This window comes from Geitlerinema calcuttense NRMC-F 0142 (assembly GCF_030285425.1).
The window spans coordinates 14,750-28,924 of record NZ_JASVEJ010000030.1 but is presented as its reverse complement, the minus strand read 5'-3'; the positions used below and the strand labels follow the sequence as shown (position 1 = coordinate 28,924).

Sequence of the window (14,175 nt, the reverse complement as noted above, 5' to 3'; positions counted from 1 at the left end):
AGTAGCGTTGATGAAAAGATCCAACCCTTCTTCTTCCTCTCGTCTGTGAACTCCCAATTTTCAATTCCCAATGCCTAACTCCCTTTTCTTCTTCAGAGTGGCAGTCTACCCGATGTAGCTAACGATGCAAACGCCTCAAGCAACAACCCCTTTATTAACAGCTCTCCAAGAATTGGCTAACAAACCTGACGCCGCGTTTTATGCACCTGGACATAAGCGCGGGGTCGGGGTTTCGCCACAACTGCGAGATGTCCTAGGAGAACAGGTATTTCGTGCGGATTTGCCGGAGTTACCCGAACTCGATAACTTATTTGCGCCTTGCGGGGCGATCGCAGACGCACAAAATTTAGCCGCAGAAGCCTTTGGTGCAGAACGCACTTGGTTTTTGGTGAATGGCTCAACCTGTGGAGTGATGGCGGCGATTTTAGCGACTTGTGGCGAGGGCGATAAGATGATCTTGCCGCGCAACGTACATCAAAGCGCGATCGCGGGTTTGATTCTATCGGGAGCGATTCCCATTTTTGTGACGCCGGAATATGACCCCAATCTCGATTTAGCCCACAGTATTACACCGAATGCGATCGCCAATGCTCTGCAAGTCCACCCCGATGCCAAAGCGGTGATGCTCGTCTATCCCACCTATTATGGCGCGTGCGGGGATGTGGGGGCGATCGCCCAAATTTGCCATCAACACGGAATTCCCCTACTTGTAGACGAAGCACACGGCCCCCATTTCGCTTTTCACCCAGACCTCCCCCCCTCTGCCCTGGCCAGCGGTGCAGATTTAGCCGTACAATCGGCGCATAAGGTATTAGGGGCGATGACTCAAGCGTCCATGCTCCACCTACAAGGGCAGCGCATCGATTGCGATCGCATTTCCCAGGCCTTGCGCCTCCTCCAATCGACTAGCCCTAGCTATCTGTTACTGGCTTCTCTAGATGCGACGCGCCAACAAATGGCTCTCCACGGCGAAGCCTTAATGAGCAAAACCCTAGAACTCGCCAAACACGGTTACGCGCAAATTGCTCAAATTCCGGATTTATCTGTTTTGCAAGCCTCTCATACACCCGGTTTTTTGGCTTTAGACCCAACCCGAATCAGCGTGAATCTCGGTAACTTAGGGATCAGTGGCTATGAAGCGGATGAAATTTTACGCCAGCAGTTTGGCGTCACTGCGGAGTTACCTTCAGCCCAACACCTTACTTTTATTATCAGCTTAGGGAATACGCTGACTGATATCGAGACAATGGTTGACGCTTTTCGTCAGTTAGTCCAAACTCGGAAATCGTTAAGCCTTCCTTCTCAAGAACAGACGGTTTTCAGCAGGTGGAAAGAAGAATTTCTGTTTATTCATCCTTCCTCCTTTCGCCTTTATCCTTCATTATCCCCTCGGCAAGCTTTCTTTGCTGCCACAGAACGCGTTCCGATTGAACGGGCAGATGAGCGGATTTGTGCGGAAATGATTTGTCCTTACCCTCCCGGAATTCCGGCTTTAATGCCCGGTGAGGAAATTAACTTAGCGACTCTAGATTATTTACAGCAAGTTCTCAACTTAGGGGGAAGCCTGACCGGGTGCAGCGACCCCACCTTAAAAACCATTAAAGTGGTTAAGGGTTGAAAACTTACGTTTCCCTTGCAGCTAGCCAGTTTTCTAAGTCAGAGAGATTGGCAAAATCTAGCAGCGCCTCTCCTAGCGATTCTAATTGCGCGATCGCCAGCGTATCAATTTGTTTTCTGAGAGGTTCGGGGACTTCCCCTACGCGCCGAGTCAGTTGGCGGAGAATGAGCGATCGCTCTCCCTCTTCGCGTCCCTCCGCTTTGGCCTCCTGATAGACCCGCGTTTGTTGCAAGGTAATTCCTAACATGGCTTCAACCTCTTGCCGACTGAGATTGGCAAATTTATACGTCATAATCGTTGTTATCATCTCTAGGATGGCACGATTTGCGGGTGGAGGTAGCTCCTGTTGCGATCGCGCTAACAAATTTCGCGCTTCTAGTGCGGCTCGATCTTCTCGAAGCGTAGTTAAGACCATTAAAGCAACCCCTAACGGTAATTGAGCCATTTCGCCCAGTTCATCTAGGTAAACGCGATGAACGCGATCGCCATTGAGTAAATCTTCATAGGGTAAGGTTTGACTTTGCTCGACGATCCGCGATGGATAAACGACGACAGCCTGCCAGTCTTCAAAGCGATCGCGATTGCGGTAAAAATAGAGAAACGACTCTCCAAACAATCGTTCATACAGTTGTTCATCCTTTTGAAACTGGACTTCACAGAAAAAAACAACTCCTGGCGTTTCCGCTTCGGGTGGGAGAAATACTCCATCAATTTCAAACTTGGGTTCTTTTACCGCAACTGAATCAAAGCGATAGTTCTCAGCATTGACGGGCGGATTTTCCAGTAGCTCAAATAACAGTTCCGGCGATTGTTGGAACAGTTGATAAAAGATGGAATCTCGTCGCATAGCCAGAACTCTCGAATCGTTGAATTTATCCTACTCCTCAGCGCAGGTAGATGAGGCGACTGGTAAGGTTTGGTAGGATAAACACAATCTTGGCGAACGTGAAGCGCGGTATTCGCTTTGCACAGGTGAGATTCAGTTGTTTTTACCGGAACGCTTATGCGCTGGCCTTATGTCACTCCGGGAATTCCAGATGATTGGTTTGAAAGACTTCCGGGTATTCCTCTGAGCAAGCGAGAAGTTCGCTTATTGATGATTTCGGCTTTGCGACTGCAACCGGATTCGGTGGTATGGGATATTGGGGCAGGAACGGGGACAATTCCTGTAGAAACGGGCTTGCTCTGTCCGCAAGGTAAAATTATTGCTGTAGAACGGGATGAGGATGTGGCGGCGCTGATTCGGCGAAACTGCGATCGCTTTGAGGTTTCTAATGTGGAAGTGATTGAAGGAAGCGCCCCAGAATGCTTGCAGGATTTACCCCACCGTCCCCAGCGGGTTTGTATTGAGGGGGGTAGACCGATTAAAGATATCTTAAAAGTCGTTTGGCAACACTTAACGCCCCAAGGTCGAATTGTCGCCACTGCTAGCAGCCTAGAAAACTTGTATGCGATTTCCGAAGGGTTCGCAGAACTGCAACTCCGCAACATTGAGGTGGTTCAGTCTTCCATTAACCGTTTAGAGAAGCGCGGGATTTATCAAACCTTTGCCGCCGTCAACCCGATTTTTATCTTAAGCGGCGAAAAGCTAGATTAGGAAGACCGCCCCTTTCCTTTCAAGATCGCCAATCTGTGCAGCCAGGGGTTTGGCGCTTCATAATCAAGATAGAACGGTAGCGATCGCGCTGGGAAGAGAGGTCCCATTAAAAGGCGTCCGAACTTTGCGCCGACCTATCGAGCGAATGACAAAAAACGAATGAGCGCTTAAAGTCGTTAAAGTAAGCGAAATCGTTTCTTAACTTTCTTAACCCGATAATGTCCTCACCATCCGAGTTCTCTTCTCGCCCTAGCTTCTCCCTCCCGTGGTCGCGCATCCTCAGCGGTCTAGTGGCGATCGCCATTGCGTTACCCATGACGATCCTAGGCGGATGGTACTTTACCTTATGTTTTGGGGCAATCGTCTATCTGGGTCAATTAGAATATTTTCACTGGTGAGAGCAAAAGGGATTGCACCAGCAGCCAAAACCACCATTGCAGTCAGCTTAATTTTATTAATCATCTGTACGTTCTCCTCACCCCTAGCGGATGCCGTTTTACCCGTCGCCGCCACCTTTATTTGCTTTTATTTACTGTTTCAGCCTAAACTCGCGACGATCGCCGATATCGCCTCTTCCATTTTGGGCTTATTTTATTGCGGCTATCTGCCCAGTTATTGGGTGAGATTGCGATCGCTAGAAGCCCAAGCTACCAGCAACCTCCCCTTAGACGCTTATTGGCCGGAGGATTGGACGAACTGGCAAGCTTTACCCCTAGGGTTAACCGTAACGCTCTTAACCTTCCTGTGCATCTGGGCGGCGGATATTGGTGCTTATACGTTTGGTCGGATGTTTGGACGGACGCGCCTGACCCATATTAGCCCGAAGAAGACGGTAGAAGGGGCATTATTTGGCGTGGTAGGGAGTATTGCGATCGCGCTGGTGGGGGCGCGGTATTTAGATTGGCCGCATGGTCTGTTGACGGGATTTGCCTTTGGATTAATGATTGGCATTGCTAGCTTATTGGGCGATCTCACCGAATCAATGATGAAGCGAGACGCGGGCGTTAAAGATTCCGGACAACTCATTCCCGGACATGGAGGAATTCTCGATCGCGCCGATAGCTATGTCTTTACCGCACCGTTAGTTTATTATTTCGTTACCCTAGTCTTGCCATTATTTACTCGATTTTAAGCAAAGGCTGACAATTGAGCGGCCCAAGTATGCCAATCATGACCGCCATTCCACACTTCTAACTGATGGGGGATGCGGTTGCGGTGCAAAAGTTCTGAGAGTTGCAAATGTTCGCTTAACCCGCCATCTTCATGGGCTGTGAGGAGTTTAATATCGGTATTCAATCCCCCTAAATCTACCCAGCGATCGCGACTCATATTCGCCATATAAGCCATTGGATTCATAAAATAGAGTTCTTGCTCTTTTTCGGCTGAGGAAAACTCGTTAAAGACCGCAGAACTATGGGCGATATCGTAAATGCCGCCCATCGCTAAACAGCGACGAACCCGGGTAGGATGCCGCAGCGCTAAATTTAACGCATGGGTGGCACCAAGGGCGCAGCCAGCAACTACTAGAAAATCATTTTGAGCTTCATCGCAGGCATAGGGGATAAATTCTTTCACCCAATGGCGTTCGAGTAATAACCAGCGATCGCGCCGTTCTTGAAGCGTTAGATTAGACGCAAAAAATGTTTCCCAATCTCGCGTATCTAAGCAAAAGATTTGAACGTAACTGCTATCGAGGTACCAACGCAAACTGGCAATTAAACCGCGATCCTCTGGCTCAAAAAAACGCCCGCAACTGCTAGGAAATAAAAGTAAAGGATAACCAGAAGTACCAAAATGCAATACCTCTAGTTCTTCAGGCCAAATTTTTGACCTGAAGCGAAAGTACCGACGAGCATAAGCCATTGAGCGATTACCCAGAAAAAGAGCGGCGATCGTACTGCTGAAGCCAACGTCTTCTGTTATACCATTTTGCCTGCTAGAACCCCTAAAGATATGTCTCTATTGATTTTGCAAGAAAAAGATCGGGTTTGCCGCGACCGTTAGCATCGGGCATTGCGCCGATTAAGGTAAACCCACATTTTTGATAAAACGCATAGGGATGGCGATGCAGGTTTTGAATCTGGGCGAGTTTTTCTAGGGGGTTGGGATAAAGCGATACACCTGAAAGGGAGGTTTGGGCATTTTCGTCATCGGTTCCCACCCATAAGGTTAACCCCCCTCGCTGACTGACTTGCTGCTCTAAATCTGCCACTAAAGCCCGACCAATGCCTTGACTTTGATAGGCAGGATGCACCACCAGGGGATGTAATTCCCAAACATGACCGCCGTAACTGGGAATTCCCCCAATCCATCCTAAGACGAAGCCAGCAGGCGCGATCGCCACTCGACTAATCCGCGAATCGCTTAAGGAGTCTTGGACTTCTGTTAAAGCGCTGTCTAAGGTTGGCCAAGCTTGGGGATGATGTTCCCGAAAACCCTCAACTAACAAAGCCGCAGCTTGGTGAATGCGATCGCTAGCATCGGGCAAGAGATCGACAATTTCCATAACTTTAGTTGAGTCTATCCAACCGCTGATTAAGGCTGTCGAGTTCCTGGCGGTTTTGTTCTAACAAGCGCCTGAAATTAGCAATTTCTTCAGCAGTTGGAGCATCTTGACTAATACCTTCTAACTGCTGGTTGACTCCATCTAAACAGGCATTTAAGGCGGCTGCAAACTCGTAGCGCGTCACGGGTTGGTTGCCCCGAAAGCTGCCATCGGGATATCCAGTTAGGCAACCGCTAACGCTGGGGACGGGTTGGACTTGAGCGAATGAGGCGTCAGAAGGATACGCGATCGCAAGGATAACCAAACTCCAGGAGATTTTTCGGAGAAGTTGAAGCATAGAAAAAATGCTCAATTGGCGATTTTCTCTAGCATAGCGCGACCGCTTGACTCAAAGGTTGAATACTCAATCACAGAAGTAATGCTTTGAGTCACCTAAATAGGGGGTGACAATCGACGATTTGAAGCTGATTCATTAGAAGAGCAGGCTTTTACTGCTAACAACTTTAGGAGTAAAAGCCTGCTGTCACCGATCCAGACATAACCCATCCTCTTGATTTGAGAGGTTAATGGTATTTTAAACTCTGGTCGCTTTTATAGATTTTGACTGTGATTTGCAAATCTCTTATAGTGTCGCTGCAAATCAAATGCTGAAAATCTGCTTTAAGATAGACAATTCCAAGCCGGAAACTTAATTTTTTATGAATTTGTAGCAGGCGATCGCAAAAGCTCGAATCGATCGCCCAGGTTTGCCCAACCGCCCCTCATTCGCATGAGAAGTCGAAAAATCCGCACTCCTCTTGCCATTTGAGTCATTAAACGCTAAGAGAGAATGGATATAGCCCGTTTTTCTGTGCAATTCCACCTTGAGCAACCCACCTTCCCCTCAACCGAATCTCCAAGAATCTCACCTCAAAAGCGCCCGTGCGAGTCTGAAACAGGCGATCGCGCAGTATGGACAACTCAACCGCCATCGGCAAATTGCCCTGAACCCAAGCCTGCAAGCGGCTTTAAAGCCGGAAGTTGAGGTCTTAAAGTCCAGCTTAGATAAACTCGACCAAGGGGTAATTCGGATCGCGGCGTTTGGTTTAGTCAGTCGCGGGAAATCGGCAGTTCTCAATGCTTTAATGGGCGAAAAGGTCTTGCAAACTGGGCCCTTAAATGGGGTGACACAATGGCCGCGTTCGGTACGGTGGACGCCTCAGAATAATGGCAAGGTGCAGGTTGAGTTAATTGACACGCCGGGGTTAGATGAGATTCAAGGACAAGCGCGGGCGCAAATGGCGCGATCGGTGGCGCGTCAGTCCGATTTAATTCTATTTATTGTGGCGGGGGATATTACCCGGACGGAATATCAAGCGCTGCTGGAGTTGGAACAAGCCCAGAAACCGCTGATTTTGGTCTTTAATAAAACAGACTTGTACCCGGAACAGGATATTGAGGCAATTTATCGCAAGCTGCAACAATTGGGCGCAACGGAAGCGCAAAGCAAGCTACTCACGCCGAATGAAATTGTTCGGGTAGCCGCCGATCCCATTCCCCGCCAGATGCGCTTGGAATGGCCCGATGGACGAGTGACCTATGAGTGGGAGACGCCGAAGCCGCAGGTAGACGAACTGAAGCACAAGCTTCTGGAGTTACTCAACCGCGAGGGGCGCAGTTTGTTGGCGTTGAATGCGATGGTACAGGCGCGGGAAGCAAGCGTCAATATTGCCCGCAAGACGTTGGAGTTGCGCGATCGCGAAGCGGAGGCTTTAATCTGGAAGTTCGCCCGCTATAAGGCGATCGCAGTGGCCGCAAATCCCATTGCGATTTTAGACCTAGTGGGGGGTGCGGGGGCAGATTTGGCGCTGATTCGGGCGTTGGGGCAATTATACGATCTGCCGATGACTAATTATGAGGCGGGGAAACTCTGGAAGACGATTTTACTCAGTTCTGGGGGCTTGCTGCTGGGCGAGTTGGGCAGTAGCCTATTGATGGGGTTGGGGAAAAGTACCGCCGCTGCTGTGGGGGCTGCTGGAGAGGGGGCGTTAAGCGTGACGGCTTATGCGGGAACGGCGATCGCCCAAGCGACATTAGCCGGATATGGGGCGTATAAGGTGGGGAGGGTGGCTCAAGTCTACCTCGAACAGGGATGCACTTGGGGGCCCTTGGGGGCGAATACAGTGATTCAAGATATTCTCAATCAGGTAGAACCTAATACAATTCTCTATCGTCTGCGCCAAGAGTTAACGGCGGGGGTAAAGGGCGATCGCGCCTAGGAAATCTCGCTATCTTGAGGTAAGGGTTTTTTGACTCTCGCTTGCGGGGATGGGGGTTGGGCTTTAGGGCGCTTGCGACTGAATTTTTCCGACTCTTTGACGCCTTCTTGAAAGTGAAAGATGGTCGCAATGGCAGCAATTGCAAAATAAAATAGCCGCAGAATCCATCCTTGGGCTGCAAAGATAAAATTGACGATCCAGGCTTGCGAACCCACCATACGGTTAAATCGGGCTTTGACGCGATTATCTACATTCTGCATTTCCTCCATTTGCTGCTGGTTGGTGGGGATAACGGGGTATTGGGCGGTAAACAGGTAAAAGCCGAGATACCCTTTTTTACCTACCCGGCTATGCAAAAAGTCATTGGTAATGCTTTGCACTTCTGCGGGTAGCAAGCTTTCTTGAGCGCCCACTTCTCTTAACCATTCTCGGTAGCGGACTAAGCCGGTAATATTAAATAAGATAGGCACAATGGGAATCAGCAAGAACAGGCTAACTTTGCGTCCTAAATGGCGGGGTAAGACACCGCAGGCCATGCCAAATCCTAATCCTAAAACGGCAAAGAGAATAATATTAGAAAGCTCAACAATTTCAATCCCTCGCAGCAAATCTCCTAATAGGGGAATGGGATAGATATACTCATCGCTGACAAAAATTAGCAGGCGTTTGAGCATAATGACTAGGGCAATTACTGCAAAGATAATGCCTAGGTAAAGAAGGCTGCGGAGGAGGTTTTTAGAATTATTCATGGAAAAGGAGCGAACGGAAGCGACACCAGCAAGGCAATGCAGGTAATGATACCATTTAAACTCCTGAAAATTGGCTGAGATGGGGAGGCGCTCTCTTGCCGTTTTATTCTTTTTGTGCTAGAAATTGACTGAAAAATTAACACAATTGCGTGATATTTTTTACAACCCTTCCGATTTTGAGGGCGCGTCAATCTTCACCTGTTGGACGTAGCGTTCGATATCTTGAAGCGTTGGAACGCTCTGAGCATGTTGAAGACTGAGCCATAATAGGTATTCAATATTACCCGCTGGTCCGGCAATGGGGGAATGGGTTAAACCGCCATATTGCCATCCTAATGATAAGCTGGCCTGTAAAACCTGAAAAATGGCTTCTGCCCGCGCTTGGGGATCGCGAACAACGCCTTTTTTTCCCACGCGCGATCGCCCGACTTCAAATTGGGGTTTAACCAGCAAAACTAACTCTTTGGGCGATTGTAATAAATTTTTTAACGCGGGTAAAATTTTTGTTAAAGAGATAAAAGAAACATCAACAACACCGAAATTGGGAAGTTCAGCGTCGCCATACAGTTCTTCGGGTTGCAAATAGCGCAGGTTAGTTCTTTCTTTGAGAATCACGCGCGGATCGTTTCGCAAACCCCAATCAACTTGACCGTAACCGACATCGACGCCGTAAACTAATTTAGCCCCTGCTTGCAATAAACAATCGGTAAAGCCGCCGGTGGAGATCCCGCCATCTAAACAAATGCGATCGCTAACGTCTATTGCAAAAATCGCCAGCGCCTTAGCCAGTTTTTCACCCCCTCTCGATACAAAACGCGATCGCGCTTTTAGCTGAATTTCCGCGCTAGCATCCACCTCGGTTCCCGGCTTATCCACCACCTGCTGATTCACCTTCACTTCCCCAGCACGGATCAAGCGTTGCGCCATCTGTCGAGAGTCGCACAAAGCCCGTTCCACCAATAATGTATCGAGTCGTTGTTTTGCCAAAATCGCTTGCAGTAGAATCCAGATGCCGCTCATTTTACCACTGCCTTGCAGCGAGTCTGAGGTGAATTGAGTTGGGCAGGAAATTAGACAAAGGCGCGATCGCATCGGTTCCCCTTGTCTATAGTGTAAAAGAGCAGTTTGCAGGAGGTTGATATGTTTGGTCTTGGTCCCCTTGAAGTTGGCGTAATTACCGTGGTTGCTTTACTCATCTTTGGTCCAAAGAAAATCCCCGAAATGGGAAGCGCGATCGGTAAAACCCTACGAGGCTTTAAAGAAGAAATGAATAAACCCACCTTAGAAGACGAGAATACGCCAGAAAACCCCGATCGAGAATAGCATCTATTGGCAGTCGCCAGCCTTTAACTAAAATGCTTGGGCGCGGGTCTATCGCAAGGTTCAAAATTGGATATTGCGATAGCTCGATGGCGACTTACTCCACATACTCCGTATCAATCTCCACATCTAAACTTTCTTCATCAATGCGGATATACAAAACATTGGGACGACAGCACACTTGACAATCTTCAATATAAGATTGCTGTCCGCCGCCACTGATATCGATAAAAGTGGTATTCGGTTCCCCACAATACGCACAATAATATTCAGCCGTAGTTTGCATCGTTTTAGAGAGTTTATGCGAGCTTGATCCAGCGTTCTAGAACGGTCTTGATTTGCTGAAGTCCGTACAGGTGCGAGAATTGCGATCGCCCATAGAGAAAATCATGCAAACTCACCTGATAATTTTGTTGCAAGGCTAAATCTAGCCAAAGATTATTATAAGCTTGACCGGGAATATAATCAGGTACATTCTCGCGATAGTAAGGAAAGCTATCGAGACAGCGATTAAAAGAAAGTTTTTTCGCCCCCAATGTTCGAGAAAAACGTCGCCGGGGGTTGAAATTCGCCGAGGTTTTGTAAAACCTGATAAATCGTATCGGCTAAAGATTCTGGATGGAAGGTGGCACAAAGTCCAGCCCCTTCTGGAAAAATAGGAGCATCACCTCGCGCGTATTGATTATATTCCTGGAAGCAAACCACCGGAATATTGCAACTCATGGCTTCTAAAATACTGCGATTCTTCCCTTCTAGCAGCGAAGTCATGATGCATAGTTTAGCGTGAGAATAATACACCGGCATCTCAGCATAATAATCGACTTGAGGAATCACCTCAAGATAATCAAAAGGATTGCCTAAAATGGCTTCAATTTTTTGCCATTCTCTAAGGCTATGGGGTTCTAAAGTTTGGGGACTTTTTAGATCGAATGGCCGACAAACCATTAATCGCAGGCGAATGGGATGATGGGGATACTTTTGGCGATAAATCTTTAAAGCATGAGCCACAATCGGTAAGTTCTTTTCCTCCGATAACCGGGCGACGCAAATGACATCGATTTGCTTTTGGGCGATATTGCGCGGCGAAATTAAATATTCATGGGTAAAATCAGAATCCATTAAGGGAATTAGAATCTTCTTGGCTCGATCGGGATAGGTTTTTTGAAACCATGCTTCTCGGCTAGGATTATCATAAAGTTTGCAATACGCATCTGCCGTAGTAGACCAAGGGTAAGAACACCACATGGAATAGGCAAAGGAAAAGAAAACGGGTGCGAGTTGAGGAAAAACTTTGTTGAGGAGGTCTACAGACTCGCTAAAATAAATCCCCTTAATAAAACGCTCTTCATAAAAAAGAGGGGGTAACAGGTTATAAAAGCTAATGGTGGAAAAGCGTTCGGTATCGGTTTCAAAGATTTCTTGGGTAAAAGCATCCAAGTCTGCATAAATCTCATCTAGCGGTTTCCGAATATCGGGATTCATCAGATATTGGCGGTGGCGCTGAAAGTCTCCCCGTCCCATAGCGTTAAGACTCAATAAACTATAAGCTTGATTGTAAACTGGAGCGACGCATCTTCCTATCTGGAAACCTTGACTTAAAAATTGAGAATTCCGCAGTTAAAACCGGAAGCTAGGTTTAGCCTAACTTCCGGTTATGGATTGACAAATCTTTTTTAGGTTAGGTAGAACGCTATTGAAATTCGACTGTATTAGCATTCTCGTTGGGTTATGCTAATGCGAATCCAACCGCTATTGCCACCTTAAAATCGGCTGTCTGAGAAGTTCGCGACTACCTTGAGTAACGGTCAAAAAGTCGCCTTTTGTGGTTCCGCGAATCAGCAAATAACTGACATCCCCATTAATCGCTTCAAAATAGTTTCCTTGGCGGTCATAGTCATACAGACGAACCCGAATGCTATCGCCATTGCGCTTGTTGACTCCTACGTAATGTCCTGGGTTATCGCCACCACAAATATTGACCCAGTAATCGCGCGTTTCTGCAACTACAAATAAGCTTTCATGTTGCAAACAATAGTTCCGCGATTGAGCAATAACCAGGGGTTCGGCTTGGACAACCGGAGAAGCAATGCCAGCATCAGCGACACTCATGGCTAGCACGCACAGGCTTATCCCTTTGAGTAACCAATGGCTTGTTTTAATTAAGGTTGATTTCATGGGAGTTCAACATAACTTAGCAGCATCATTGCTCGAATCTAGCCTGCACCGGAGAGAACGTCCAGAGTCTTTATGGTTTATTTACAGGCGCGTTGAATTTTCTTAAAGAACGGCGCTAAACTGAGCGGTTGCAGACGCTAAATGCTTTTGTAGAGTAGCAATTGGCAGGGGGCCTTTTAAATGTTCCCAAGGAAGAATTTGTTGTTCGTCCCAGTTAGCATGGACAAAGTAGTCTAACTCTGGGAGTGTCCCGGCGAGTTCTTTGTAGGCGCGGCGATAACTGCCGAGGGTTTCTCCATAATGACGGGTTAATTCTAACAGATGAGACAAACGGCGATCGCCGCGAGAAATTAAGGCTTGAATCACCGACCAGTTATAACTTTCCGGGCGAAATTCAATCTTCAGTTTGCCTAACTCTTTCTGGAGAAATTTTAAGCGTTTTTCCGCTTGGGGATTGACACCAAACCACTGAAAGGGCGTGTGAGATTTTGGGACAAAGGTGCTGCATCCTAACGTAAGGCGCAAACCGGGTGCTGCTTTCTTTAAATCGCGCATCATCAGAACGGTTTGTTCTAAGTCTTCCATTTCTTCTCCCGGAATACCCACCATCCCGTAAAGTTTGATGCCCTTTAAACCGCCTACTTTGGCATTAATGGCGGCTTGGATAATATCGGCTTGTGCTAATTTCTTATTGATAATCTGCCGCAGGCGTTCTGAACCACTTTCGACTGCAACTGTAATAGAATGGGTATCTCGGCTGGATAAAGTTGCGGCTAATTTTGGCGTTACGGTATTGGTGCGAACGGAGGCGACGCTGAGGCGGACTTCTTGATGTTGGGGTTGGCTGAGATAGTCGAGTAACGTTTCAAATTCGGGATGTTGCGTGACGGAAGCCCCTAACAAGCCGATACGGTTAGTGACGCTTAAACCGCGTTCAATGGCAGGAATTAGAGAACCTTCTAAGCTGGCGGTGCGAAAGGGTAAGGTCAGATAGCTTGCTAAACAAAAGCGACACATTTCTGGACAACTGCGAACCACTTCCACCATAAAGATGTTTTCCCAAGCTGCTTTAGGGGTGACAACGGTGGAAGCGGATAAGATATTTCCCCGATAGGTTTGTTTTTCAACTTCAGCCGGGATAGATTGATCTAGAGGTTCGATACTTGCGATCGCACCTGCTGGCGATTCATAACTCACCACATACAGGCTAGGAACGTAAATGCCCGGTACTTGTGCGAGGTGCCGTAATTGGGTTTGGCGATCGCTATGACGAACGGTTTGATAGGCGTCAATTAAGTTGGCGAGTAAGTCTTCCCCATCCCCTAGTAAAATTAGGTCGAAAAAGTCGGCGAAGGGTTCGGGGTTGGCGGTTAAAACCGGTCCTCCTCCAAACACCAGGGGATGCTGGTCTTGGCGCTGTTGGCTGCGTCGGGGAATTTTTAAAAACTCTAAAAGCTGGAAAATATGAATGTAGTCGAGTTCCCAGGATACAGAAAAACCGACAAGTTCAGGTTCTGAGGGTAAGGGTTCGTGCAGGTCGGTAAACAGGCGGCTGACTTGCAGATCGGATCGCATGGCAAGGGTTGCCCAAACCACCTGATAGCCTAGACTGGTAATGCCGACGCTATACTCGTTGGGAAAGGCAAAGATGGTTGAAATTGGATCGCAGCTAGGCGTTGCAGGGGTAAAAAGAAGGCGTTCGTCTGAAAAGGCAGAAAGGTTCACAACTGATATAAAGGGAGAGACAAATCTTGATTCTGGAGCCTGGGTAAGGGGTTGAGGATGGGAAGATTTTCTGGGTAGAATGACTTTTCTTACGGAAGACCTTACAGGCAGTCACACCTTCCACCCATAACTGTAATTCTACAAAAAATGAGGCACTTTGTCAAATCGGCATTTTTGCCCTCTATCTTTTACCCATTGAACCATCAAAAAATTAGAGAGAAATAGGG

General features: G+C 47.7%; 15 protein-coding genes and 1 pseudogene. 5 read left to right on the top strand and 11 right to left on the bottom strand.

All coding sequences use genetic code 11. The features are described from left to right. Positions 1-124: 124 nt before the first annotated feature. On the top strand, positions 125-1,618 hold the full coding sequence (locus tag QQ055_RS08000) for an aminotransferase class I/II-fold pyridoxal phosphate-dependent enzyme (protein WP_284474844.1): 1,494 nt from the start codon (positions 125-127) through the stop codon (positions 1,616-1,618). 4 nt (positions 1,619-1,622) lie between these two features. Here the strand turns inward: QQ055_RS08000 and QQ055_RS07995 are convergent, their stop codons facing one another. Continuing rightward, on the bottom strand, positions 1,623-2,465 hold the full coding sequence (locus QQ055_RS07995; protein ID WP_284474843.1) for an Rpn family recombination-promoting nuclease/putative transposase: 843 nt from the start codon (positions 2,463-2,465) through the stop codon (positions 1,623-1,625). A 156-nt stretch (positions 2,466-2,621) separates the two neighbouring features. On the opposite strand from QQ055_RS07995, the gene cbiT reads away from it, so the two are divergent. Beyond that, positions 2,622-3,215 carry a precorrin-6Y C5,15-methyltransferase subunit CbiT gene (cbiT, locus tag QQ055_RS07990; protein WP_284474842.1) on the top strand — a complete coding sequence of 198 codons (594 nt, stop codon included), beginning with the start codon at positions 2,622-2,624 and terminating at the stop codon, positions 3,213-3,215. A 218-nt stretch (positions 3,216-3,433) separates the two neighbouring features. Next, positions 3,434-4,347 (top strand): annotated as a pseudogene (locus QQ055_RS07985) (phosphatidate cytidylyltransferase). Here QQ055_RS07985 and QQ055_RS07980 read toward each other — a convergent pair. The 3 genes from QQ055_RS07980 to QQ055_RS07970 form a co-directional block, all read right to left on the bottom strand. Beyond that, positions 4,344-5,078, bottom strand: a complete 735-nt coding sequence (locus tag QQ055_RS07980) for an alpha/beta hydrolase-fold protein (RefSeq protein WP_284474840.1) — start codon at positions 5,076-5,078, stop codon at positions 4,344-4,346. The pseudogene QQ055_RS07985 and the gene QQ055_RS07980 overlap by 4 nt on opposite strands. Before the next feature lie 82 nt (positions 5,079-5,160). Beyond that, on the bottom strand, positions 5,161-5,721 hold the full coding sequence (locus QQ055_RS07975; RefSeq protein WP_284474839.1) for a GNAT family N-acetyltransferase: 561 nt from the start codon (positions 5,719-5,721) through the stop codon (positions 5,161-5,163). Positions 5,722-5,725: 4 nt separating this feature from the next. Further along, positions 5,726-6,058, bottom strand: coding sequence for an S-layer homology domain-containing protein (locus QQ055_RS07970; RefSeq protein ID WP_069969029.1), 333 nt, complete (start codon positions 6,056-6,058; stop codon positions 5,726-5,728). A 526-nt stretch (positions 6,059-6,584) separates the two neighbouring features. Here QQ055_RS07970 and QQ055_RS07965 point away from each other — a divergent pair. Then, complete coding sequence (locus tag QQ055_RS07965; protein ID WP_284474838.1) at positions 6,585-7,979, top strand: GTP-binding protein; 1,395 nt, start codon at positions 6,585-6,587, stop codon at positions 7,977-7,979. On the opposite strand, the gene QQ055_RS07960 is transcribed toward QQ055_RS07965, so the two are convergent. Together QQ055_RS07960 and QQ055_RS07955 are read right to left on the bottom strand one after the other, a co-directional pair. Next, entirely contained in the window at positions 7,976-8,728 is a 753-nt protein-coding gene (locus QQ055_RS07960; RefSeq protein ID WP_284474837.1) for a hypothetical protein, read from the bottom strand. The genes QQ055_RS07965 and QQ055_RS07960 overlap by 4 nt on opposite strands. A 159-nt stretch (positions 8,729-8,887) precedes the next feature. After that, the gene (locus QQ055_RS07955; protein WP_286004534.1) at positions 8,888-9,715 is read right to left on the bottom strand and encodes a TlyA family RNA methyltransferase; all 828 of its coding nucleotides are present in this window, start codon (positions 9,713-9,715) and stop codon (positions 8,888-8,890) included. 153 nt (positions 9,716-9,868) lie between these two features. Between QQ055_RS07955 and QQ055_RS07950 the strand changes: the two genes are divergently transcribed. Next, positions 9,869-10,051, top strand: coding sequence for a Sec-independent protein translocase subunit TatA/TatB (locus tag QQ055_RS07950; RefSeq protein WP_283362314.1), 183 nt, complete (start codon positions 9,869-9,871; stop codon positions 10,049-10,051). Between the two features lie 94 nt (positions 10,052-10,145). Here the strand turns inward: QQ055_RS07950 and QQ055_RS07945 are convergent, their stop codons facing one another. The 5 genes from QQ055_RS07945 to QQ055_RS07925 form a co-directional block, all read right to left on the bottom strand. After that, positions 10,146-10,334, bottom strand: a complete 189-nt coding sequence (locus tag QQ055_RS07945) for a CPXCG motif-containing cysteine-rich protein (protein WP_284474835.1) — start codon at positions 10,332-10,334, stop codon at positions 10,146-10,148. Positions 10,335-10,347: 13 nt separating this feature from the next. Next, entirely contained in the window at positions 10,348-10,584 is a 237-nt protein-coding gene (locus QQ055_RS07940) for an HAD family hydrolase (protein WP_286004527.1), read from the bottom strand. Beyond that, the gene (locus QQ055_RS07935) at positions 10,559-11,569 is read right to left on the bottom strand and encodes a glycosyltransferase (RefSeq protein WP_286004526.1); all 1,011 of its coding nucleotides are present in this window, start codon (positions 11,567-11,569) and stop codon (positions 10,559-10,561) included. The genes QQ055_RS07940 and QQ055_RS07935 overlap by 26 nt, the downstream gene beginning before the upstream one ends. 228 nt (positions 11,570-11,797) lie before the next feature. Beyond that, positions 11,798-12,223, bottom strand: coding sequence for a hypothetical protein (locus tag QQ055_RS07930; protein WP_284474834.1), 426 nt, complete (start codon positions 12,221-12,223; stop codon positions 11,798-11,800). 102 nt (positions 12,224-12,325) lie between these two features. Continuing rightward, positions 12,326-13,948 (bottom strand): B12-binding domain-containing radical SAM protein, encoded by a 1,623-nt coding sequence (locus QQ055_RS07925; protein WP_284474833.1) that lies wholly within the window; start codon positions 13,946-13,948, stop codon positions 12,326-12,328. Positions 13,949-14,175 lie beyond the last annotated feature (227 nt).

What these genes read in the sequence shown, in the direction of transcription:
- QQ055_RS08000 (WP_284474844.1), top strand. Translation starts at nt 125, where the DNA reads ATGCAAACGCCTCAAGCAACAACCCCTTTATTAACAGCTCTCCAAGAA.
- QQ055_RS07995 (WP_284474843.1), bottom strand. Translation starts at nt 2,465, where the DNA reads ATGCGACGAGATTCCATCTTTTATCAACTGTTCCAACAATCGCCGGAA.
- cbiT (WP_284474842.1), top strand. Translation starts at nt 2,622, where the DNA reads ATGCGCTGGCCTTATGTCACTCCGGGAATTCCAGATGATTGGTTTGAA.
- QQ055_RS07980 (WP_284474840.1), bottom strand. Translation starts at nt 5,078, where the DNA reads ATGGCTTATGCTCGTCGGTACTTTCGCTTCAGGTCAAAAATTTGGCCT.
- QQ055_RS07975 (WP_284474839.1), bottom strand. Translation starts at nt 5,721, where the DNA reads ATGGAAATTGTCGATCTCTTGCCCGATGCTAGCGATCGCATTCACCAA.
- QQ055_RS07970 (WP_069969029.1), bottom strand. Translation starts at nt 6,058, where the DNA reads ATGCTTCAACTTCTCCGAAAAATCTCCTGGAGTTTGGTTATCCTTGCG.
- QQ055_RS07960 (WP_284474837.1), bottom strand. Translation starts at nt 8,728, where the DNA reads ATGAATAATTCTAAAAACCTCCTCCGCAGCCTTCTTTACCTAGGCATT.
- QQ055_RS07950 (WP_283362314.1), top strand. Translation starts at nt 9,869, where the DNA reads ATGTTTGGTCTTGGTCCCCTTGAAGTTGGCGTAATTACCGTGGTTGCT.
- QQ055_RS07945 (WP_284474835.1), bottom strand. Translation starts at nt 10,334, where the DNA reads ATGCAAACTACGGCTGAATATTATTGTGCGTATTGTGGGGAACCGAAT.
- QQ055_RS07935 (WP_286004526.1), bottom strand. Translation starts at nt 11,569, where the DNA reads ATGGGACGGGGAGACTTTCAGCGCCACCGCCAATATCTGATGAATCCC.
- QQ055_RS07930 (WP_284474834.1), bottom strand. Translation starts at nt 12,223, where the DNA reads ATGAAATCAACCTTAATTAAAACAAGCCATTGGTTACTCAAAGGGATA.